A 21,438-nucleotide genomic window follows, 5' to 3' on the forward strand; every position below is an offset into this window, starting at 1 on the left:
CATTGGTTTATTGCTTCACCGCATCGCGCACGACAATTTGTCCGCCCGGCTGCATGATCACACCGCTGATATTTTTACGTGCGGCATAGAGATCGTCCTGATAGAACAGCAGCACCTGCGGCGCTAATCCGCTGATCTGCTTTTGTGCCTGGAAATAGAGATCTTTGCGTTTGGCATCGTCGAGCGTGGAGGCTGCGGTATCGATGAGTTCATCCGTCTGTTTGTCGCTAAAGAAGCCGAGGTTGGCGCCGCCCGGCGCGAAACTGCTGGTGTGATACAGCGGACGCAACTGCAGGTCTGAGCCGTATAAGCCGGAAGACCAGGATGCCAGCACCGCATCGGTCCCCTGCGCGGCTTTCTCTTTGCCATCGGCAAAGGCGGCTTTGGTCCATACGCCGCTCTCCATCTGGCGCACGGTAAGTTTTACGCCAATTTTGCTCCACATGCCCTGTAACACCTGCGCGGTGCGCGCATCCGGCGCCTGTACCGCAATCGAAAGCGCGAAGCCATCGGCGTAGCCCGCCGCTTTCAGCAGATCTTTGGCTTTCTGCACATCGTACGGATAGTCGTGCAGATTCTTGTCGTAGTTTGGATCAACCGGTGCCAGCGCAGAGTTAGCCGGTTGCGCATAGCCAAACATGATGGCTTTGACCAGCGCCTGTTGGTCCGTGGCGAAATTCAACGCCTGGCGCACGCGGACATCGCTGAGCGCTTTGCTCTGGGTATTGAGATCGACCCAGAACACCGCCGCACCCGGCGACTGTTTCAGATTGACGTTGGCATTGTTTTTCAACATGCCAGCAAACTGCGGCGGCACCGGGTTAATAATATCGACCTGCCCCGATTGCAGCGCCATATTCATTACTGAAGGTTCGCTGCTCCACGTCCATTTAATTTCATCCGGACCGGAGGATTTTCCCCAGTAGTCGGTATTCTTTTGTTCAAGCACATATTCGCCGGATTTATATTGCACCAATTTATACGGGCCCGTGCCGTCAGCTTTATTGTTAATTGTGCCGTCTTTATCCGCTTTTGGGCTCACCATTAAACCCGGACCAGAGGCTAATACGGTTAAAAATGCCGGGTTAATTTTTTTCAGCTGAAACGTGACCGTCAAATCGTCTTTTTTCTTCACATCCTGAATAAAGGTGCGAATTTTGCCGCTGCCCGCTAAACCGCGCTGCGTATTTAAATGGCGCTGAAAGTTTTCTACTACCGCATCGGCATTAAATGGCGTGCCGTCATGGAATTTCACATTGGGCCGCAGGGTAAATGTCCAGTTGAGTCCGCTTTCATCGGATGTCCACGACAGCGCTAATGCCGGAATGATTTTGCCGTCATCACCGAGACGTGTAAGGCCTTCATACATCGGGTCCAGCACCGTACCGGTAAAGGTCGCGGTTTGGTTGCCTGGGTCCATGCTGCGCGGCGGTTCGTTTTGCATGATCACCAGCTGACTGGCGAAAACGGAGGCGCTCGCCAGTGACGCCAATAGACAACCGGCCAGCGTCAGTACCTTGAAATGCTTATGTTTGCTTTCCATGAAGGCCCTCAATGAATCATTGAAACGATCGGTGAATGAACAAGTCGTTGTAGAGTGCACATTTATGCGCACCTGAATGTATTGGTCGCCATGAATGGCGCCCCTACGAAATCTTTACCACAGCGTTGCGCTATATAAGCCACAATCCCTAAACAAAAGCCAAGATGTAGGTTCATATAATTTACTTATAATTAGATCTGCATTCAGAAAATTAACTAAATATCGTTGTATTTGTTTTCTGGCCTTATTATTGTCAGCGCATAAGTGTTAACGCTGTGAGAACCCGCATGCTCAATCCCCATCAGCAACAAATTTTACGTTTGCTTATTGCCTCGCATGGGATGAGCCGCACCGCGCTGGCGGAAAAGATGAAGTTGAGCAAAGCCGCAATTAGTCCGCTGGTAAAAGAGATGCTGAGCGCCGGACTGCTGGAGGAGAGTGCTGCTGAATCTACTGGGCAGGGTCGTCCATCAATTTTATTAAAAATGCGCGCCGACAGCGCCTATTTTCTCGGTGCTTCGCTGCTCGGTGAGCGCGTAGTTTTAGTGTTGATTGATATGCATGGCCGCACGCTGGCTTCTACCGACATGGCGCTGAATCTTGATCCTCAGCAGCTGGCGGTGACCATTGCAGCTGCGATTCCGGCGCTGATTGCGCAAAAAACGATTTCGCCGGATCAACTGATCGGTCTTGGCGTTACCCTCTCCGGCTTTGTCGATGAAAATCAGGCTGTTTGCGTGCAGTCGGCGCTGCTGGGCTGGAAGAACGTGCCGCTCGCCGAGCTGTTGAAACAGCAAACCGGGCTGGATGTTTCGCTGGAAAACGATGCCAAAGCGCTGGCGGTGAGCGAGAAGATATTCGGGGTGGCGAAAAAGGCGCGCAATTTCAGCCTGATTTCCCATGGTGATGGCATTGGCGCGGCGCACTTTTTTCAGGGGCAACTGCATCGCGGGGCGCACGGCGGCGCCGGTGAAATTGCCCACTGCACCATCGAACCAGGCGGGCGTCCCTGCCGCTGCGGCAAACGCGGCTGCCTTGATACGCTGGCGTCGTTAACCGCCATTCGTGAAAGCATGCGCGATAAAGCGCTGGAGAGCGGTTCGATTACCGAGCTGGAGGCGCTGGCGGTGAAAGGCAACAGCGCAGCGATCGCAATTTTACATCAGGCCGGTCATGCGCTGGGCCTGGCGATCGCCAACATAATCCAGATGAATGACCCCGAAATGATTGTGATTGCCCATCAGCCCGATGCGTTTGACGGGCTGCTAAAAACCGTGGTGCTGCAGGCGATTGATAGCCACGTGTTGCCATCGATTATCGGCAAAACGCCGATATCCAGCATGGTCATTGATGAAGAGAGCTGGGCCAGAGCCGCGGCCAGTGTGGCGGCGTATCGTTTTATCATTCACTTACCCGACTAGCGGAGGCTGCTATGCGCATTGCTTTTGGTGGAATTCATACTGAGTGCAGTACTTACAATCCGGTGCTGAATTATGCCGACGACTTCCGCATCGTGCGCGGTGATGACCTGATTACCAACCCCTACTTTGCCTTTCTGCAGGATTATGATGCCGAGTTTCTGCCCACCTTCCACGCGCGCGCCATCGCCGGAGGCCCGGTGGCACGCATCACCTACGAAGATTTTAAGCACGATTTCCTGACGCGCCTGGCCGCACATTTACCGGTGGATGGCGTTTATCTCGCCATGCACGGTGCGGTGTACGTTGAAGGCATGGAAGATGCCGAAGGCGACTGGATCAGCGCCACCCGCGAGTTAGTTGGCGCAGATTGCCCGATTACGGTGAGCTACGATCTGCATGGCAATGTTACGCAGCGTATCATCGATGCCATCGATATGTTCTCCACCTATCGCACTGCGCCGCACATTGATGTGGAAGAGACCATGCGCCGCTCGGTATCGATGCTGGTTAAAAGCCTGCAAAGCGGGGTTAAACCGGGCGTGGTGTGGGCGCCGATTCCAGTAGTGTTGCCCGGTGAACGTACCAGCACGGAAGATGAGCCAGCCAAAAGTTTGTATGCACGTTTACCTGCAATTAATGCGCTGGAACACATCTGGGATGCGTCGCTGATGGTTGGCTACGTTTGGGCAGATGAACCGCGTGCCACCGCCGCTGCAATCATGACGGGTACCGACGCCGATGTGTTATCTGAGCAGGCCGCCAAACTGGCATTAGCTTACTGGCAGGCGCGCGACGAATTCAGTTTTGGCTGCGTTACCGGCAGCATTGATGAGTGCGTAACCATGGCCATCGCCAGTGAAACCGCACCAGTCATTCTGGCGGATTCTGGTGATAATCCTACCGGCGGCGGCGTGGGCGATCGTGCTGATGTGTTGGCCGAACTGATTCGCCAGCGGGCGCAGGACGTTATCGTGGCAGGAATTACCGATAAACCCGCCACCGATGCGGCGTTTGCCGCTGGCGTGGGCGCCACGCTGCAGCTCAGCGTGGGTGCCTCGCTCGATCCGGCAGGCGGAAAAGTGCAAGGCGAATTCGTGGTGAAGCATCTTAGCGACGATGCCCGTTCGCTGGCGAAACAGGCGCTGCTGCAAATCGACGGCATTACGCTGGTGGTGGCCGATCGTCGCCGTCCCTATCACAACCTGGCGGATTTCGCCCTGCTCGGCCTCGATCCAGCAAGCGCCAAAATCGTGGTGGTGAAATCGGGCTATTTGTCGCCGGAGCTGGCGCCGCTGGCTAATCCTAATTTAATGGCGCTGTCAGAAGGCGTAGTCGATCAGTATGTGGAACGCTTAACGCGTAAGCGCAAATTGCAGCCTGCTTACCCGTTTGATACCGACTTCAGCTTCCTGCCGGTAAGCCACCTGTCAGCGCGTTTTGTGGCAGCGAAATGAACAGCGCCTCAGCAGCAGTCGAACCGGTTCTGCGCATTGAAAATCTGACGGTCGCCTTCCGCGTTGACCATCAATGGCGCGAGGTGGTGAGAAATGTGTCGTTAACCGTCGCGGCGGGCGAAACGCTGGCGATCGTCGGTGAATCGGGATCGGGCAAAAGCGTTACCTCAATGGCGATTATGCGCTTACTCAACATGCGCCACGCGCGCGTAAGCGGCAAGGTTATGCTCAATGGCGTTGATCTGCTGACGCTGAGCGAGTCCGCCATGCGCGATATGCGGGGCAACGCGGTGGCGATGATTTTTCAGGAGCCGATGACCAGCCTGAATCCCTCCTTCACTATCGGCAATCAGATTGCGGAAGCGCTGATCAATCATCGCAAAATCAGTAAACGTGCCGCACGTGAACAGACGATTCGTCTGCTGGAGAAGGTACGTATCCCGAATGCCGCCAAACGCTTTAATGATTATCCGCATCATTTTTCCGGCGGGATGCGGCAGCGCGTGATGATTGCCATGGCGCTGGCGCTGCGGCCAAAGCTGTTGATTGCGGATGAACCCACTACCGCGCTCGACGTGACGATTCAGGGGCAAATTCTCGACCTGATCAAAACGTTGCAGGAAGAGGAAGGCACCGCCGTGCTATTTATCACGCATGATATGGGCGTGGTTGCCGAAGTATCCGATCGTACGTTGGTGATGTATCAGGGCGATGTAGTAGAAACCGGCACCACCGCCGCCATCTTCTCGGCACCCGCCGCCGATTATACCCGCACGCTGATTGCCACCGTGCCGCAGTTAGGTGCGATGCGCGGCATTGATGGCCCGCGTAAGTTCTCCCTTGATGATACGGCGACAGCGGTCGCCGCAGCTGCCGCGACACCGCACCAGCCGCTGTTATCAGTGAAAAATCTCAGCACCCGCTTCAGTATCCATGAAGGGGTGTTTAGCCGCAAAACCGGCGCGGTGCATGCGGTGGAGAACATCTCATTTGATTTAATGCCGGGCGAAACCTTGTCGCTGGTGGGCGAATCGGGCTGCGGAAAATCGACCACCGGACGATCGTTAACACGGCTTGTTACGCCAGCGGCGGGCGAAGCGGCCTTTGATGGTTACGACGTGCTGAATCTCTCCGCCAATGAACTGCGCACCCTGCGCCGCACCATGCAGATGATTTTCCAGGATCCGTTCGCCAGCCTTAATCCGCGTATGTCGGTGCTGGAGGCGCTTACCGAACCCTTTCTGCAGCATCGCTTAGGCAGCAAAGCCGAGGCGCGCGCAAAAGCGGCGTCACTGATGGAGCGCGTTGGCCTGGCCGCCAGCATGATGAAACGTTATCCGCATGAATTTTCCGGCGGCCAGCGCCAGCGCATCTGCATCGCGCGCGCTTTAATGCTCGATCCTAAAATGATCATCGCCGATGAATCCGTGTCGGCGCTGGATGTCACGGTGAAAGCGCAAATCATCAATCTACTGCTCGACCTGCAGCAGAGTCTTGGCTTGTCGTATCTGTTTATTTCACACGATATGGCGGTGGTAGAGCGCATTAGCCATCGCGTCGCGGTGATGCTGCTGGGAGAAATCGTCGAGATTGGCCCGCGTGCGGCTATCTTTGAAAACCCGCAGCATGACTACACGCGCAAACTGTTGTCCTCGGTGCCGGTGCCCGATCCGGCTCGTCGTCATGTGAAACGTCAGATTGACATCAGCGAACTAAAAAGTCCGGTGCGCGCGCTGGGATTTGTCCCAGAAACGCGCCGCTACCGCGAGGTGAGCGCTGGGCATTGGGTGATGGAGTAATTTATATTCACCCATCGCCTATGCTGTAGCGGCGCAACTTGTTACGCACAGATTTATATGCCATGCGCGACAAGTACGGTTCTATTGGATCATACCCAATTCAAACATTTCGCCGCTGCTAAAACTCCAGTCTTCGGGTTGAGTGTGTTGAGTAATGATCATCAGATCATTGGGATCGAGCCCAAGCCGCTGCTGCAGGCGTTCACTCAACAGGCGATAGGTTGCTCGCTTCTGTTCCATGCTGCGCGGCTTACCCGCCACGATAGTGAGCAGCACATAACGGTCGCTGCGACCGCCGCTGAGGTAACTGCGATCATAAATAAATCGCTGCGCGCTGACGGTTTCAATCACCTGAAAACGATCGCTGGCTGGCACGTTAAATTCTGCCACCAATACCTCATGAAGCGTCTCTGATAATGTCTGCAGATCGGCATCGCTCCAGCCGTCACGCACCGTTATTCGGCTAAAGGGCATGAGTGGTTCTCCTCTTGCAGCAAAGCCAGTGCAGTTACCGCCGCAGGCCATCCTGCATAAAAAGCCTGATGAGTGAAGAGTTCCACCAGCTCTTCCCGGCTCAGTCCGTTTTTCTGGGCAAAATCGAGATGCCACGGCAGCTGCTGCTCACGACCGAGCGCACTAAGCGTGGCGAGAGTAATTAGACTGCGCTCACGCGCTGACAATAGCGATCGCTGCCAAATATCGCCAAAAAGCACCTGCTCGGTTAATTCGGCTAATTTCGGTGCAACGCGCTGTAACGAATCACGATCGAGTGGCTTACTCATGTTTTTCTCCGGCCTTGAACATGCAGCGATTGTGATGCGCTGCTACAATCCTGAAAATCAAATTATTCAGGACTGATAATCCCGATTTGAAGGATGGTTATGGAGAAGATTCCCGTCTCGCTGGATAGCGATGCGCTGCGCAGTTTTGTGCTGGGGATTGAGTGCGGTAGCTTCGCGCTGGCAGCGCAGCAGCTGTGTCGCTCAACATCGGCAGTCAGCGCCCAGCTGAAAAAGCTGGAGCAGCAGTGCGGCATGGAGCTGGTGACCAAATGTGGACGTCATCTGGCGCTTACGCCCGGCGGCGAAATCCTGCTGAGCTACGCGCGTCGTCTGCTTTGTCTGAACGATGAGGCCTGGCGCGCCGTGCGCGGCGAGCTGCTGCAGGGCGCAGTGCGTATCGGTATGCAGGAGGATTTTGGTGAGTCACTGATGCCGGGCATTCTTGGTCCCTTTAGTCGCCAGCATCCCAGTGTGCGTATCAGCGCGCGCGTGGATCGCAATCAGCCGTTACTGCAGGCGATGACGGAGCAAAGTCTCGATATGGCGCTGCTGTGGCAGGGTGATAATCTTCCCGCGCAAAGTGAACTGCTGGGACAAACACCGCTGGCGTGGATCGGCGCTGAGGATTTTTCTCTCAGCGCCCTTCTCTCAAGCGGCGACGCCTTGCCGCTGGTGATGTTTGACGCTCCGTGTCTGATGCGTTCACGTGCACTTGCCGTGCTGGAGCAAGCGGGCATCGACTGGCGCGTGGTGTTTACCAGCCACAGTCTCAGTGGCGTATGGGCGGCGGTGCAGGCTGGGCTCGGCATCACGTTGCGTAGCCAAATTGGGTTACCTGCGGGTTTACGCTCGTTCAACGCCCAGTTGCCGTCGCCTGGCAGCATGGGCATCGCCCTGTGGCAGCATGACGCTAACGATGCTGCCCAGCAGATGTTGGTGCAGCTCACCACCAGCGCGGTTGCAGGCTACCTTTAAGGAGATGATGTGACACAACTCAATCAATATGGTCAACCCGTTGGTGTGCCCTTACCCGACTGGCAACCCGCCACTTTTCCTCCCACGGCAGTGCTTACGGGCCGCTTTTGTCAGTTAGCCCCGTTACAGCGGGTGCACAGCGAGGCGCTGTTTACTGCCTTCTCGCTGGCACCGGACGATCGCGACTGGACCTGGCTGGGCGCTGCCAAACCGCAATCATTAATCGAGATGGAACAGTGGGTTAACAACAAAATGAGCGACAGCGCATTGGTGTGTTATGCGGTGATCGACAATGCACGCCAACAGGCTGTCGGTGCGGTGTGCTTTGCCAATATCGATGTGCAAAACGGGGCAATCGAGATTGGCCATGTCACCTGGTCGCCGCTGATGCAGCGCAACGTATTGGGCAGCGAGGCGTTAACTCTATTACTCAAACAGGCCTTCACGTTGGGTTATCGCCGCGTCGCCTGGCGCTGTGACTCGCTGAATCAGGGATCGCGTCGCGCGGCAGAGCGCATGGGATTTACCTTCGAAGGCCGTTTCCGTCAGGCGATGACGCGTAAACAGCGCAATCGCGATACTGATGGGTTATCGATTATTGATGGTGAATGGCCGGTGATTGATCAGGCATTAAGCCGCTGGCTGGCGGCGGAGAATATCGATGATAGCGGGCGCGAGCGGCAGAAACTGCGCTGTTTTTTTCCTGACCCAACCCGTGTTCCATAAGCCGCCAGTGGCGCTAACCACAATCGCATCCTACACTTGCCAACTTTTAAACCCACCAGAGAGGCATATATGTCCAAGGTATTTATCATTGGCGGTGCGGGAAACATTGGTCGCCGCCTTGCTGCCCTGTTGGCTAAAAAGGGCCATGTTGCCCATCCACTGTTCCGTAAAGCCGAACAGGAACAGCCGTTACGTGAGCTGGGCGCCGAGCCGATTAACGGCGATTTAACCGCGCTGGATGTGACTTCTCTCGCAGCATTGATGGCGGGCAGCGACGTGGTGGTGTTTACCGCCGGGGCCGGCGGCAAAGGCGGCGAAGAGATGACTAACGCTATTGACGGTGAAGGATTAAACACCGCCGTGGCTGCCGCGCAGCAGGCCGGCATTGCGCGCTTTTTGCTGGTTTCGGCGTTTCCGGAAGTTGGCAGAGCGAAGAACCTCTCCGCCACCTTTGAAAACTATATGCGCGTGAAGAAGATGGCAGACGTCGCGCTGGCGGAAAGTAACCTTGATTGGGTGATCCTGCGCCCCGGCACGCTGACGGATGAGAAAGGCAGCGGCCTGGTGCGCGCCGGGCTGGCGATCCCTTATGGCGATATCTCCCGCGATGACGTCGCGGCTACGCTGGCAGAGCTGGTCGAGCAGCCGGGCGTCAGCCGCATCATCATCGAGCTGACAGGTGGAGAGGTGCCGGTGCAGGAAGCGGTTAAGCAAATGGTAAACCACTAAAACCTATTGCATCTCTTTATTCGGCTGGCGGGATCGGCCAAATAGCTTTTCGTTTTACCATCAACTTTACCGACAATGTGCCGATAACAGCTGCGGTTATTTTATAAGGGAAGGAATACCGCATGCTGTTATCCATTCAATCATTGTCACGCCTGGTGGCCTTTATTCCGGCTAGCCTACTTGCAGGCTGCTCCGCGCTGTTACCGCTCGACTATAAAGATTATTCAGGTGCTGATGCTGCAACCTTGGTGGTGCAGGAATATAAAGGCCATGTCGGCACACTTTATGTCGCTTTCTATGAAAAGAAAGGCGATTGTTATGACCGCGTTGAACGTTACGAATTAGACTCCAGCGTGCTGGGCGCCGATGGCAGCGTCATCACCCGTAAAGTCCCGCCAAACAGATTGGTTGCTTTTCAGCAGCTGACCGGCGGCGGACCCAATGCCGTGGTCGCCGGACAGTACCTCTATAACCCATCTGGCTATGTGATAACCCAGTGGGTTTCGTTGATTCCAAAACCGGGTAAGCGCTATTTCCTCGCCCCACGCTACGGTGCGCGCGAAATTCCAGAGTCGTACACCATTACGGCTAAGACCAATCCCGCGAATGTGTTTACCGAATTCCAAACGGTGCCGGAACCGAGCTGGGATGTGAATAAACGTTGTACTCACCTTGTTGGCGGCAGTTAATTGTTTTCACAGGGCGCAGCGAAAAGGCGCCCTTTTACATCAGACTTCACAGTTATTCATCCAGCGATCGCAAATGATCTCTCTTATTTAGCGTCATCAGTGCTGGAATACTGATCGCGGCGGTCACCATAATGTACCAGGCCGGAATATCCAGATTACCCGTTTGTTTAATCAGCGAGGTGATGATCAGTCCCGCACAGCCGGAGAAAATCGCATTGGATAATGAATAGGCCAGTCCAAGTCCGGTGTAACGCACGCGCGTTGGGAACATTTCCGCCAACATTGCCGGGCCCGGTCCGGCCAGCAATCCGACAATTCCACCCGCGAAAAACACCACCATCGCTTTAATCAGCAGCGTCGAAGATTCGGCCTGTAATACTTTCAATAATGGAAGCGCCAGCACCAGTAATAAGCATGCCGCGATCACCATTACGCTGCGCCGACCGATTTTGTCGCTGAGGATGCCCGCCGGAATAATGGTCGCCGCAAAGCCAAGATTCGAGATCACCGCAATCAGCAGCGCCTGATTAAAACCGGTGTGCAGCGATGACTGTAAATAAGTAGGCATAATCACCAGATAGGTATAGCCCGCCGCAGACCACACCATCACGCGGCTAATTGCCAGCAAGATAGTTTTTAACGTTGCCCCCACGCTGGCGCTAACAGGTTGAGGTTGACGCTGTTGTTTGGCCTGTTGCTGATGCACAAAACTCGGCGTCTCTTCCATGCTATAGCGCAACCACAGCGCTACTGCACCCATCGGCAAGGCGAGGAAGAACGGAATACGCCAGCCCCAGCTGTGCATCTCATCCGCCGTCAATAGCGCAGAGAGCAGTGCCACAATGCCTGCCCCCGCCAGCAGGCCTAATGCCACGGTGAAAGATTGCCAGGCGCCGTAGCGTCCGCGCTCTCCTTTGGGCGCGAATTCCGTCATCAGGGAAACCGCGCCGCCGTATTCTCCACCGGCGAACAGGCCCTGCAGAATACGTAGCCCGGTAATGATCAGCGGTGCCGCCACGCCAATGCTGGCATAGACAGGAATGAGACCAATGGCTGTCGTCACCAATGTCATCATGATCAAGACGAAAATCAGCGTAGGCTTGCGCCCAAGGCGGTCGCCCATGCGGCCAAAAAATATCGCCCCCAACGGCCTGAAAAAGAAGGCCACCGCAAAGGAAGCATAGGCCAGGATAAGACCGGTCAGCTCCGCTTCGCCCTGCAGACGAAAGAAATTTTGCGCGATCACCGTGGCGAGAAAGCCGTAAACGGCAAACTCATACCACTCAATGAAATTACCCACAGAACCGGCGATCAACGCGCGCTTCTGGGCATCGGATGTAGTGTGGGGCTTCGGCATGCGGCAGTCTCTTGTGAGAAAGTGAGGGATTAAAATAGATAATCGTTACAGCACCAACAGATTTAAAGCATTTCTGTTTAGAGGATCAAACTCCATTACCTGTGATAAATGCGTGTCGCAGAGATAATTCAACTGCAAAATCTTAGGGTGTAAAAAAGTCAGCCGCTAAAATGCAGGCATCCTGTTTTAACAGACAAACGGGAAGATTTTTATTCTGGAATGAAGGGTATAACACATTAGTGAGATTTATTTTAATACCCGCAATAAAATGGAGGTTTTATGATAATCGTCAGAACAGGGAAATTTTAGGAGCACGGAATGGCATCATCCAGGGAAAAATGGAACCGATGGTACGGCGATGCCCCTTATGGAGATGACCCTATCGATCAACGAGCTATCCGTGAGGGCATCGAATATGCGCGTCAACTCGGTTACTAAATGGCTGCATTGCGCCATTACAGTTAGCCTATTGATAGGTTTCATCAGCTTGCTATGGCTAAATACACAAAGTGATAATCCCGCCAACGATACATTACAAAATAGCCATCGAATCAGTGACCACTTATGGCTCTATACGACGATGAACGACAGCGGCGGCGCGACAGTGTCCACCCTTTATCGCTACTACCTTTCGGATCATTTACTCGGCACCAATCAGCATTTACTAATGGAATTAAAAAAACAGATTCCATTTATGGAAGGTTACGGCAGTATTTCGTCTATTAAACAAGACGCGAAAGATAGCGTACGCGTAGTTTATAGTGGCAATATTTTATCTCTGGATAATGAAACAAGCTACAGCGTAGACGGTCATCCGTTAACCATCAAACTCTCCTATCAGATAAACTGATATAAGTGACATTTTTAACGAATCCTGGGAAATAATATACATAATTCAGGGTTCACTTGATGAAGTGGATAAAATTTCTTTAGGGTATTAGCTGGCTGCCCAATATGCCCTCATGTTACAACACGTTAATAACAAATAAGGCTTGTATATCCTCACCAATAAATCACTCAGCCACTTCTCTCATAGTACGGCTTCAGCCCTTTATCGCCACCAGCGTGCCAAGCAGCGCGCTGCCCGCCAATCCCCACATCACTGCTTGAAAACCTAAGGTCGCAGCGGTTTGATAAATCTGTGTAGCCATCGCCAGTCCTAACGCGCCACCGAGATTGTGCAGCGTCCAGGAGATGCCTATTCCCTGCGCATGGCGCGCCACAGGTAATGCGCTGAGCGCGGCGGCGACTGAGGGTCCAAGAATTGCGCCCCAGCCAGCTCCCATCAATACAAATGCCAGCATGTAATGGGATAACGATGCGCTGCTTATGCTCTGCAGCAACGCAGAAGCGGTAAGCAGGGCAAATCCTGCCGCCATCACCGGCCAGGCCGTTAAGCGATCGGCAAGACGACCGGCTAAGGGCGAAATTAGCGCCATCACCAGCGTCACCGGCAGCAGCATCAGGCCAAGCTGCGCATCGTTTAGATGGAAAATGGCAATCAATCGGAACGGCATCAGCATAAATGCGCTGCAGTAAAATATCGCCAGCAGCACCGATAACAGACAAGCGGCCGCAAAGCCACTGTTACGCAGCATGCGGAAATCGATGACCGGTTGCAGCGAACGTCTCTCTACCATGACAAAGGCCAGCAACAACAGCAGCGATAGCGTCAGTGTTAAAATTGACGGCAGCGATAACATACCCCAGCGCGTGACATGGCTGGTCCAGATTAGCAATGGAACCAATCCAGCGGTCATCAGCAGCCAGCCGGGTATATCCAGCCGGGTGTCAGCACGTCTTTTTGATGCCGCCACGCTGCCGCAGCAAAACAGGAAGCTCAGCGCCAGCAGCGGCACATTCAGCAAGAACACTGCACGCCAACTCAGCCAGCTGACCAGCACGCCGCCCGCCACCGGCCCCAGCGCCAACCCGAGGCCGTTGGCAGCAAACAGCCAGCCAAGCGCGCTTCCCCGTCTGGCTGCAGGCATCGTCTCCATCAGAATAGTGGCGCTAACGGTATACAGCACCGCGCAGCCCGCCCCCTGCAGCAAGCGAAAAATATTCAATGCCAGCAGGTTAAATGCCAGTCCAGCGCCCAGCGAGGCGATACCAAACAGCAGCATTCCAGCGTACAGCACCCGACGTGCACCAAAACGCTCAGCCAGCCTGGCGGACATCACCATGCAGCAACAGAGCGCCATCACAAACAGCGTCATCGCCCACTGCACATCTTCAATATCGCCGCCAAAATGCCGCTGTAGCGCGGGCAACGCGGTATTAACAATCGTGAAATCAATACAGCCGAGAAAGCTGGCCAGGCAGATACCGAGCTGTAGCCTGATCAAGGTTGCCGGAGAGTGTGAGATTGGACGGGTCATGCCAGGTTTCCAAAGAAGAAAACCTTAGCCTGCCACGATTTTAATTCGCCAGTTACGCCATTAATTCGCCATACTGACGAATTAAAATCGCCAATAAAACGAGCTTACTGATGATTAACGTCGACAGGTTGAACAGCATCCGCGCCTTTGTGCAGGCCGCGCAGGCCGGTGGATTTAGCCCGGCAGCCGAGCAGTTGGGATTATCACGCTCGACGGTGGGAAAGGCGGTGGCCCGCCTCGAATCACGTTTGCAGGTAAAACTGTTCCAGCGCACCACCCGTTCACTGTCGCTCACCAGTGAAGGTGAACAGTTTTACCAGGATTGTTTGCAGATCCTCGCCAGCCTTGACGCGGCAGAGAATCGGCTGATGTCACATGCCAGCGAACCCACAGGACAGCTGCGCGTCGCGGCTCCGCCTCTGCTGGGCGAAAAATGGGTGATGCCGGTGTTATTGCCTCTCACCCAACGCTGGCAAGGTTTGTCACTGGATGTGCGACTCTCCACCCAGCGTATCGATCTGGCAGCGGAAGGTGTGGATTTGGCGATACGGATCGGCGCGCCTGGACATCATGCCGATCTCACCGCGCGCCTCATCGGCCAGCAACCGCTGCTGCTGTGCGCCGCCCCTTCGCTGTTGGCAGCGGGTAAAGCGCTGGCGCAAACTGACCATCTGGCTCACTTCCCGCATCTGACCCTGCTTGAGCAAGGGCGATCCCAGCCGTGGCTGCTGAAGAACGCGCAGGAAGAGATGGTGTATTGGCAGCCGGACGAGCGCTTGCGCTTCAGTAGCATGAGCGCGGTGTATGCTGCGACGCAGCAAGGTTACGGCATCGCGCAGTTGCCACGCTGGCTGGTCAGTCGGGATATTGAGGAGAAAAAGCTGATTGAGGTCTTGCCGCACACGCGCAGTAACAGCCTACCGATTTACGCGGTGTGGTTGAAAACCGCCGCGATGCCCCAGCGGCTTCGCTGTGCGATTGATGCGCTTAAAGAGGCCTTTGCGCAGCAACCGCTTTAGGGGCAGTTGTGATACCCACCGTTTATGGCATGTTTCGGCTGAGTAAGCTTGACCTCACTCTTTCATACACAACAGACAAAGCGCTGCCCGGTGCTCACCGTGATGGGTATAAAAATATTGCCAGGCGTGTTCAGACGAATAAAAGGATCCCATAAACACACGATTGTTGTAGGCAGGGCTCAAACGGCAGCCATCACGATGAAGATAGCAACAGCCATCAGCATCTTCCCGACTAAACACGTAGAAATCGGTTACGGTTAATTTCATCTGCTACTCCACATGAGGCATAAGATAAATAGGATTAACACCACTCTTAAAAATCGCCCTTTGCGGAAACTGTCTTGCACGCTTTTTTAGCAACCAAATCAGAATGAGCCATAAATTAATTATAGCCCTATGAACTCCGCCACCTCTAATTAAATAGCAACCTAAATAAGCCGAACGTAATAAACGCCAGGTTAATTAATTTAATATCATATGAATGAATATCGCTGCGCTTAATAGTACCAGTCATTACTAAAAATAATAACCTGCACCCTTCGCTTATAGCTCAATGCTCGTTAGGATTTATCTTAAACTGGAAATAAAATTTTCGGACGAATTAAAATTAAGTAAACTTAAATTTTATTTAGCCGGAGATGACATTATGCTCAGTTACACTATTCGCATCGAACTGAAAGATCCCACTGCAGGCACGCAAATTGAACTGCTGTATGCCATGCTGGAACATGGGTTTTCGCGTAGCCTGGTCTGTGAGAAAGGTTATGCTTACGTTTTACCCACCAATGAATATGTTTATGTAGGCAGTGAAAATATAAGGAGTTTAACCGACAGGATTGTTACGTTAGTGAGTGAGTTTAGCGAGGAACCCTCGGTGATGATTACCCAGTCGGCGGCGCGCTGCTGGTCAGGCCTGCGTGGGGTAAATCTGGCATGAACGACAGGATAAACGTCCTCTCGCAGCGGCGATGACGTTTTATCAATGCACTTAGCTTTTCTTACATTAATCAAATAAATGCAGTGCGTTTAATTCTAAAAAAGCAATTAAAGCGAAGCGTAATATTACGACGCTAGACAGAGTGTGTTTTCCGATGAAGCCGGTTATTTGAGGAAGTTTAAAACCGGAAATGGTATCACTCCCGGTTTTGCACAGCAGCGTTAACAACAAAGTAAATTAGCCAGGATAAATACCGCGATCTTTACGTGCCAGCAGAATACGTTCGCAGGCAACAATATAAGCGGCGGTGCGCAGTGAACAGCGTTTTTCTGCCGCCTTATCCCAAACGTGAATCATCGCTTCGGTCATGATGCGATCCATACGCTTATTAATTTCGTCTTCGCTCCAGAAGAAACTCGCCATATCCTGCACCCACTCGAAGTAACTGACCGTTACCCCGCCGGCATTACAGATCACGTCCGGAACCACCTGCACGCCACGGTTGGCCAGTACATCATCGGCATCCGGGTAAGTTGGGCCGTTCGCCCCTTCAAGTACCAGTTTTGCACTGATAATTTCCGCACGCTCACGCGTAATCTGCCCTTCAAGCGCCGCCGGGATCAGAATATCCATCGCCGTGGTCCAGAATTGCTCTTTCTCGATTTCACGCGCACCGGGGAAACCGGCGATCTGCTTGTGCTCAATCTGCCACGCACTCAGCGCATTCAAATCGATGCCGCCCTCGTTGAACAAGGTCGCGGTGTGATCCTGAATCACCACCACGCGCGCACCGGCTTCGGCAAAAAGACGGGCTGCTTCGCTACCTACGTTACCAAAGCCCTGCAGCGCCACGCGTGCACCTTCAATGGTGATGTTAGAGCGTTGCGCCACTTCACGTCCGGTGATAAATACGCCGCGGCCAGTGGCTTTTTCACGGCCTAGCGAGCCACCAAGATGGATCGGTTTACCGGTCACCACGCCCGTAATGGTAGTGCCATGGTTCATCGAGTACGTGTCCATCATCCAGGCCATGACTTTGCCGTTGGTACCGACATCTGGCGCTGGAATATCTTTCTGTGGCCCAATAATCAGACCGATTTCACTGGTATAGCGGCGAGTTAATCGCTCCAGCTCACCTTCTGATAACGCATGAGGATCAACGCGGATGCCGCCTTTTGCCCCGCCATAAGGCAGGTTGACCGCCGCACACTTGATGGTCATCCAGGCAGAGAGCGCCATCACTTCGTTCAGGTCTACCGCTGGATGGTAACGCACGCCGCCTTTGCCTGGCCCGCGCGATAAGTTGTGCTGCACGCGATAGCCTTCAAAGTGGCGGATGGAGCCGTCATCCATCTGTACCGGGATGTCGACAATCAGTGCTCTTTTGGGATGACGCAGCGTTTCAATCCAGCGAGACAATTCACCGAGGTAAGGCGCAACGCGGTCAATTTGGCTCAGGTAGGTAGTCCAGGGAGATGTACTGCTTTCAGACGCGTAAGATAACTTTTCCATGAGAAGCCTGTTTATTCAGAGTTATTTATATTGAAAAGACGTGGAAAGGTAATGCATTGCACTAGGCAGGCTTTAATTTAGCACTTTTAAAAAAACAGAATCACGACGAAAAAAGAAATCATTAATTTTTCCCATGCCAAATCGTGTTGATGAATGAATAAATAAGCAATGAAACGTCCCCTTAAGACATGCATTTTTATGCATAAAATATTCACTTAACTGCATAAACTTGGATTTTTTTCCTATTTTTCAGTTCTTTGATGGTCATCAAAAAGTGAATAAAGTGTTATTTTATCGCATTGACTTTGTTAACTCAGGCAACCACGATGAGTGAAACTCAGCGGGAAATATCGATCATGAATTAGGCTTTTATTAGTTTTGTTTTTCTTTCAACTATTTAAACGTGCCAGTTTCACTGCGCTTAACAGATTCGTTTAGCTATGCCTTTGCGGAAAGAATAAAACCCTAACTTGCCACTGATGCTTGCGGGCAGGCATCGCTATGCGCCTCTTTGCCAGACTGAAGGAATTATTGTGTCTAACAAACCGATACGAGAGCAGATTCAGCCTGCTCGGGCTAACGACGCCCCGCAAAAACTGCAGCGCGGGCTCAGCGAACGTCATATTCAGATGATCGCGCTGGGAGGCTCCATCGGCACCGGGTTGTTTATGGGAGCAGGACGCAATATTGCCGTTGCCGGAACCTCTATTTTGATCATCTACATTCTGGTCGGTTTTTTCAGCTATATGGTGATGCGCGCGATGGGTGAGTTGCTGCTGACCCGGCTGGACTATCGTTCATTTGCCGATTTTGTCGGTGATTATCTCGGGCCGAAAGCCAGCTTCTATTTGGGTTGGTCGTATTGGCTGAGCTGGGTCGTCACCTGCATTGCCGACGTGGTGGTATGCGGCGCCTATATGCAGTATTGGTTCCCGGAAATGTCGGCGTGGATACCGGCGCTATTTACCTTAGGCATTCTCTGTCTGTTTAACATGCTGTCGGTGAAAGCCTTTGGTGAAGCGGAGTTCTGGTTCGCACTGATCAAAGTGATTACCATCATTGCGCTGATTTTAACCGGTGGATGGATGGTGTTTACCGGCTGGACCTCGCCTGATGGCGTCACCGCATCGCTACATAATCTGACCGATCCCGCCGTGTTTATGCCGCATGGCATCACCGGCTTTCTCGCTGGTTTCCAAATCGCTATTTTCTCTTATACCGGGATTGAGCTGCTAGGCACCATGACCGCGGAAACGCGCGATCCCGAGAAAATTCTGCCGCGCGCCATCAACGCTCTGCCGCTGCGTATTGTGGTTTTTTACCTGCTCTCGATGATGGTGATTATTGCGGTCACCTCCTGGCAGGGCGTTTCGCCAGACACCAGCCCGTTTGTCACGCTGTTTGCTAAGGCAGGCCTGCCTGCGGCGGCGGCGATCATCAATTTTGTGGCGCTCACTTCGGCGATGTCTTCCGCCAATAGTGGCGTCTACTCCAGTACCCGCATGTTGTATGGCTTGTCGGTTGAGAAGCATGCGCACTGGCAATTCCGCATTCTGTCGCGCACCACGCGCATTCCGCTGCGCAGCCTGCTGTTCTCCTGCTTCTGTATGCTGAGCGGAACCCTGCTGCTGTTCCTTGTGCCGAATGTCTCTACGCTGTTCACCATCGTTTCCACCCTGGCCGCAATTCTGGTTATCTACTGCTGGGGAATGATTCTGGTGTCCTACCTGGTGTATCGCCGGCAACGTGCGGATCTGCATCAAAAATCGAAATTTAAAATGCCCGGTGGCGTCATCATGGCCTGGGCCACGCTGATGTTCTTCCTGTTCTCGGTAGTGATTATGGTGTTCGATCCCGACACGCTCGCCGCTTTAGCGGTTTCGCCGACGTGGTTTATTGCGTTGTGGTTGGTCTGGAAGGTCAAGGAGAAGCGGGCACGATCGTTGAATGGTGAGTTGAACGCCAAATCTGCCTCGTCCTGAGGCAGACATCTTAGCCGTAACCCGATTTTGCTGACGTTTCCCACTTTAGCGCCTGACTCATTTCCATCTCCAGTCGAATAGCAGCGCAGTTCGTCTCAAGATGCTCCACTTTGCTTTCAAAGTCGCTGAGACTGCTGCTCTCTATTTCGAGGATCATATAGGCGATCTCATGGCGACACTCTTCACCAAAGGTCTTCAACTTTTTCTCTTTAAGCAGCCACTGAACCAGCAACTGTTTTTTCTCCTCTTCTGGTGTTCGCCGCTCACTGAATTTCAGAAAGCGAACCTGAAGCAGCAGCTGATTATAAAAGTGAGCAATGCTATCGAGTTGTTTTAGATTCATGTCGCATCCTCTTTTATGAGTCGATAAAAATGAGGAACCAGCCTGCTTGCACAGGCTGAGGAAAGTGCTTAAAGCGGGGAAGCAGGTGCAGCAGCTTGATCGTAGCCACCCCAGACTGACTGATCGAACTCAATCATTGAGCCGGTCATCAATCCGGACTCTTCGCTGGCGAGGAATGCCACCGCGCGCGCCACTTCTTCCGGTTGGATCAGGCGGCCAAACGGCTGTGACGCCGCCGCTTTCTCCAGCCAGTTATCCTCTGCGCTGTGATATTGCTTCATGATGCGATCTTCGCCTTCCGAGGCCATCCAGCCAATGTTGAGGCCATTCACACGAATGCGGTTACGCAATAAGGCGTAGGCGGTGTTGCGTGTCAGGGTGGCCAGCGCGCCCTTGGACGAGCAGTACGCGGCGATAAACGGTTGACCCGCCAGCGATGACATCGAACAGATATTCACGATGCTGCCCGCAATGTTATCGCGGCGCATCAGCTTGATGGCTTCCTGCATCAGGAAGAACGGGCCACGAACGTTGGTGGCGAAGATGCGGTCGAAGAGTTCGGGATCGGTATCTAAAATGGTACCGCGATCGCTCATGCCGCCGGCGTTAACCAAAATATCGACGCGACCATGCAGTTTATCTGCGGTGGCGATGACGTGACGGCAATCCTCTACGTTAGATAAATCCGCGCGCACGAAATCCACTTTGGTTGCACTTTCCCCGTTTAAACGCTCGGCAACCTTGGTCCCTTTCTCCTGATTGCGGCCACAAATCACCACTGCGCTAGCGCCCAACTGCGTAAACTGACGCGCAATCGCTGCGCCCACGCCTTGCGTACCACCGGTAACCACGGCCACTTTACCTGTTAACTGGTTCATCATAGTGCTCCTGAAATGACTGAATAACCGGCTGCGTCGAGCGCCGAACGAAGTGTTTTATAACCAATAAGCGCGTATTCCAGCGGCGGTGCTTTGGCTGGGTCTTGCTCTGCTTCCACCACAAACCAGCCCTGATAGCCGATTTGCGCCAACTTATTAACAATGGCACTGAAATCGATCATGCCATCGCCGGGGACGGTATAAACCCCTTGCAGCACCGCATCGAGGAAGGAATCGCGATGTCGATCTAAGGCGCGCAGGATCTCTTCGCGCACGTCTTTGGTATGCACGTGAATGATGCGATCGCCATGTTTTTCCAGAATGCGCATTGGATCGACGCCTGCAAACACCAGGTGACCGGCGTCAAACAGTAGCCCAACTTCTGGCGTGGTGACGGCCATCAAGCGGTCAATATCATGTTCATCCTCAATGGCGGTTCCCATGTGATGATGGAACGCCAGCGGCACGCCGTAGTCCTGGCAAAACGCCGCAAACTGGATCAGTTTTTCGCCGTACTCGCGCATCTGTTCATCGGTAAGACGACGACGCTGCGCCAGCGGCACATGTTGCTGATTTTGGATAGTGCCGGCCGTTTCGCCATACACCAGGCAAGCCGCGCCGCAATCACGAAACAGCTGCATTTGCGGCAGTGATTTTTTGATCTCCTCCTCCACGCTGTTGTCCAGCAAGGTGCCGGAGTACCAGCCTGACACCAAATCCAGCTGATACTCTTGCAGTAGCGGCTTTAGCGCGTCAGCAGTTTTGGGAAACTTACCGCCGGTTTCAACACCCTGAAATCCCGCCTGATGACTTTCAGACAAGCAGGTCGTGAGCGGCGTATCCCCACCCAACTGCGGCAGGTCATCGTTCGACCAGGCAATGGGCGCGATGCCCAGTTTGGCTTTTAACAT

Annotated in this window: 21 protein-coding genes; 11 read left to right on the forward strand and 10 right to left on the reverse strand. The window is 53.5% G+C overall.

Annotated elements, in window-relative coordinates; genetic code table 11:
* Positions 1–7: 7 nt before the first annotated feature.
* Positions 8–1,543, reverse strand: a complete 1,536-nt coding sequence (locus tag AC790_RS05710) for an ABC transporter substrate-binding protein (protein WP_049851158.1) — start codon at positions 1,541–1,543, stop codon at positions 8–10.
* A gap of 287 nt (positions 1,544–1,830) precedes the next feature.
* On the opposite strand from AC790_RS05710, the gene AC790_RS05715 reads away from it, so the two are divergent.
* The 3 genes from AC790_RS05715 to AC790_RS05725 are packed head-to-tail and all read left to right on the forward strand — an operon-like array spanning position 1,831 to position 6,217.
* Positions 1,831–2,964, forward strand: coding sequence for an ROK family transcriptional regulator (locus AC790_RS05715; protein WP_049851159.1), 1,134 nt, complete (start codon positions 1,831–1,833; stop codon positions 2,962–2,964).
* Positions 2,965–2,975: 11 nt separating this feature from the next.
* Positions 2,976–4,418, forward strand: coding sequence for a M81 family metallopeptidase (locus AC790_RS05720; RefSeq protein WP_007891225.1), 1,443 nt, complete (start codon positions 2,976–2,978; stop codon positions 4,416–4,418).
* On the forward strand, positions 4,415–6,217 hold the full coding sequence (locus tag AC790_RS05725) for an ABC transporter ATP-binding protein (RefSeq protein WP_049851160.1): 1,803 nt from the start codon (positions 4,415–4,417) through the stop codon (positions 6,215–6,217). The genes AC790_RS05720 and AC790_RS05725 overlap by 4 nt, the downstream gene beginning before the upstream one ends.
* A gap of 81 nt (positions 6,218–6,298) precedes the next feature.
* On the opposite strand, the gene AC790_RS05730 is transcribed toward AC790_RS05725, so the two are convergent.
* Together AC790_RS05730 and AC790_RS05735 are read right to left on the reverse strand one after the other, a co-directional pair.
* The gene (locus tag AC790_RS05730; protein ID WP_049851161.1) at positions 6,299–6,691 is read right to left on the reverse strand and encodes a tautomerase family protein; all 393 of its coding nucleotides are present in this window, start codon (positions 6,689–6,691) and stop codon (positions 6,299–6,301) included.
* Complete coding sequence (locus AC790_RS05735) at positions 6,673–6,999, reverse strand: carboxymuconolactone decarboxylase family protein (RefSeq protein ID WP_049851162.1); 327 nt, start codon at positions 6,997–6,999, stop codon at positions 6,673–6,675. Before AC790_RS05735 ends, AC790_RS05730 begins: the two co-directional genes overlap by 19 nt.
* A 99-nt stretch (positions 7,000–7,098) precedes the next feature.
* Between AC790_RS05735 and AC790_RS05740 the strand changes: the two genes are divergently transcribed.
* The 4 genes from AC790_RS05740 (at position 7,099) to AC790_RS05755 (ending at position 10,118) form a co-directional block, all read left to right on the forward strand.
* The gene (locus tag AC790_RS05740) at positions 7,099–7,974 is read left to right on the forward strand and encodes a LysR substrate-binding domain-containing protein (RefSeq protein ID WP_049851163.1); all 876 of its coding nucleotides are present in this window, start codon (positions 7,099–7,101) and stop codon (positions 7,972–7,974) included.
* Between the two features lie 9 nt (positions 7,975–7,983).
* A complete protein-coding gene (locus AC790_RS05745) occupies positions 7,984–8,700 on the forward strand; it encodes a GNAT family N-acetyltransferase (protein WP_049851164.1) in 717 nt (238 codons plus the stop codon).
* A 69-nt stretch (positions 8,701–8,769) separates the two neighbouring features.
* Complete coding sequence (locus AC790_RS05750; protein WP_049851165.1) at positions 8,770–9,429, forward strand: NAD(P)-binding oxidoreductase; 660 nt, start codon at positions 8,770–8,772, stop codon at positions 9,427–9,429.
* 122 nt (positions 9,430–9,551) lie between these two features.
* The gene (locus AC790_RS05755; RefSeq protein ID WP_049851166.1) at positions 9,552–10,118 is read left to right on the forward strand and encodes a hypothetical protein; all 567 of its coding nucleotides are present in this window, start codon (positions 9,552–9,554) and stop codon (positions 10,116–10,118) included.
* 52 nt (positions 10,119–10,170) lie between these two features.
* On the opposite strand, the gene AC790_RS05760 is transcribed toward AC790_RS05755, so the two are convergent.
* A complete protein-coding gene (locus AC790_RS05760; RefSeq protein WP_049851167.1) occupies positions 10,171–11,475 on the reverse strand; it encodes an MFS transporter in 1,305 nt (434 codons plus the stop codon).
* 367 nt (positions 11,476–11,842) lie between these two features.
* Between AC790_RS05760 and AC790_RS24650 the strand changes: the two genes are divergently transcribed.
* Positions 11,843–12,325, forward strand: coding sequence for a hypothetical protein (locus tag AC790_RS24650; protein ID WP_152929113.1), 483 nt, complete (start codon positions 11,843–11,845; stop codon positions 12,323–12,325).
* A gap of 193 nt (positions 12,326–12,518) precedes the next feature.
* On the opposite strand, the gene AC790_RS05770 is transcribed toward AC790_RS24650, so the two are convergent.
* Positions 12,519–13,856, reverse strand: coding sequence for a DHA2 family efflux MFS transporter permease subunit (locus tag AC790_RS05770; RefSeq protein ID WP_049851169.1), 1,338 nt, complete (start codon positions 13,854–13,856; stop codon positions 12,519–12,521).
* Positions 13,857–13,966: 110 nt separating this feature from the next.
* On the opposite strand from AC790_RS05770, the gene AC790_RS05775 reads away from it, so the two are divergent.
* Positions 13,967–14,875, forward strand: a complete 909-nt coding sequence (locus AC790_RS05775) for a LysR family transcriptional regulator (protein WP_049851170.1) — start codon at positions 13,967–13,969, stop codon at positions 14,873–14,875.
* Between the two features lie 54 nt (positions 14,876–14,929).
* On the opposite strand, the gene AC790_RS24120 is transcribed toward AC790_RS05775, so the two are convergent.
* Positions 14,930–15,142 carry a hypothetical protein gene (locus AC790_RS24120; protein WP_007891215.1) on the reverse strand — a complete coding sequence of 71 codons (213 nt, stop codon included), beginning with the start codon at positions 15,140–15,142 and terminating at the stop codon, positions 14,930–14,932.
* Positions 15,143–15,521: 379 nt separating this feature from the next.
* Here AC790_RS24120 and AC790_RS05780 point away from each other — a divergent pair, with 379 nt between their 5' ends.
* Entirely contained in the window at positions 15,522–15,812 is a 291-nt protein-coding gene (locus tag AC790_RS05780) for a hypothetical protein (protein ID WP_049851171.1), read from the forward strand.
* Between the two features lie 237 nt (positions 15,813–16,049).
* Here the strand turns inward: AC790_RS05780 and AC790_RS05785 are convergent, their stop codons facing one another.
* Positions 16,050–17,324: a Glu/Leu/Phe/Val dehydrogenase gene (locus AC790_RS05785; RefSeq protein WP_049851172.1), complete on the reverse strand. Its 1,275-nt coding sequence runs from the start codon at positions 17,322–17,324 to the stop codon at positions 16,050–16,052.
* A 548-nt stretch (positions 17,325–17,872) separates the two neighbouring features.
* On the opposite strand from AC790_RS05785, the gene AC790_RS05790 reads away from it, so the two are divergent.
* Entirely contained in the window at positions 17,873–19,306 is a 1,434-nt protein-coding gene (locus AC790_RS05790) for an amino acid permease (RefSeq protein ID WP_161804872.1), read from the forward strand.
* Between the two features lie 10 nt (positions 19,307–19,316).
* Here AC790_RS05790 and AC790_RS05795 read toward each other — a convergent pair whose 3' ends face one another.
* From AC790_RS05795 to iolE, 3 genes are all read right to left on the reverse strand, one after another.
* Positions 19,317–19,649, reverse strand: coding sequence for a hypothetical protein (locus AC790_RS05795; RefSeq protein WP_049851174.1), 333 nt, complete (start codon positions 19,647–19,649; stop codon positions 19,317–19,319).
* Positions 19,650–19,717: 68 nt separating this feature from the next.
* Positions 19,718–20,527 carry an SDR family oxidoreductase gene (locus tag AC790_RS05800; RefSeq protein WP_082204267.1) on the reverse strand — a complete coding sequence of 270 codons (810 nt, stop codon included), beginning with the start codon at positions 20,525–20,527 and terminating at the stop codon, positions 19,718–19,720.
* Complete coding sequence (gene iolE / locus AC790_RS05805) at positions 20,527–21,438, reverse strand: myo-inosose-2 dehydratase (RefSeq protein ID WP_200902253.1); 912 nt, start codon at positions 21,436–21,438, stop codon at positions 20,527–20,529. Before iolE ends, AC790_RS05800 begins: the two co-directional genes overlap by 1 nt.

This window comes from Pantoea sp. RIT-PI-b, from assembly GCF_001187905.1.
In the GTDB taxonomy this organism is placed as follows: domain Bacteria; phylum Pseudomonadota; class Gammaproteobacteria; order Enterobacterales; family Enterobacteriaceae; genus Pantoea; species Pantoea nemavictus.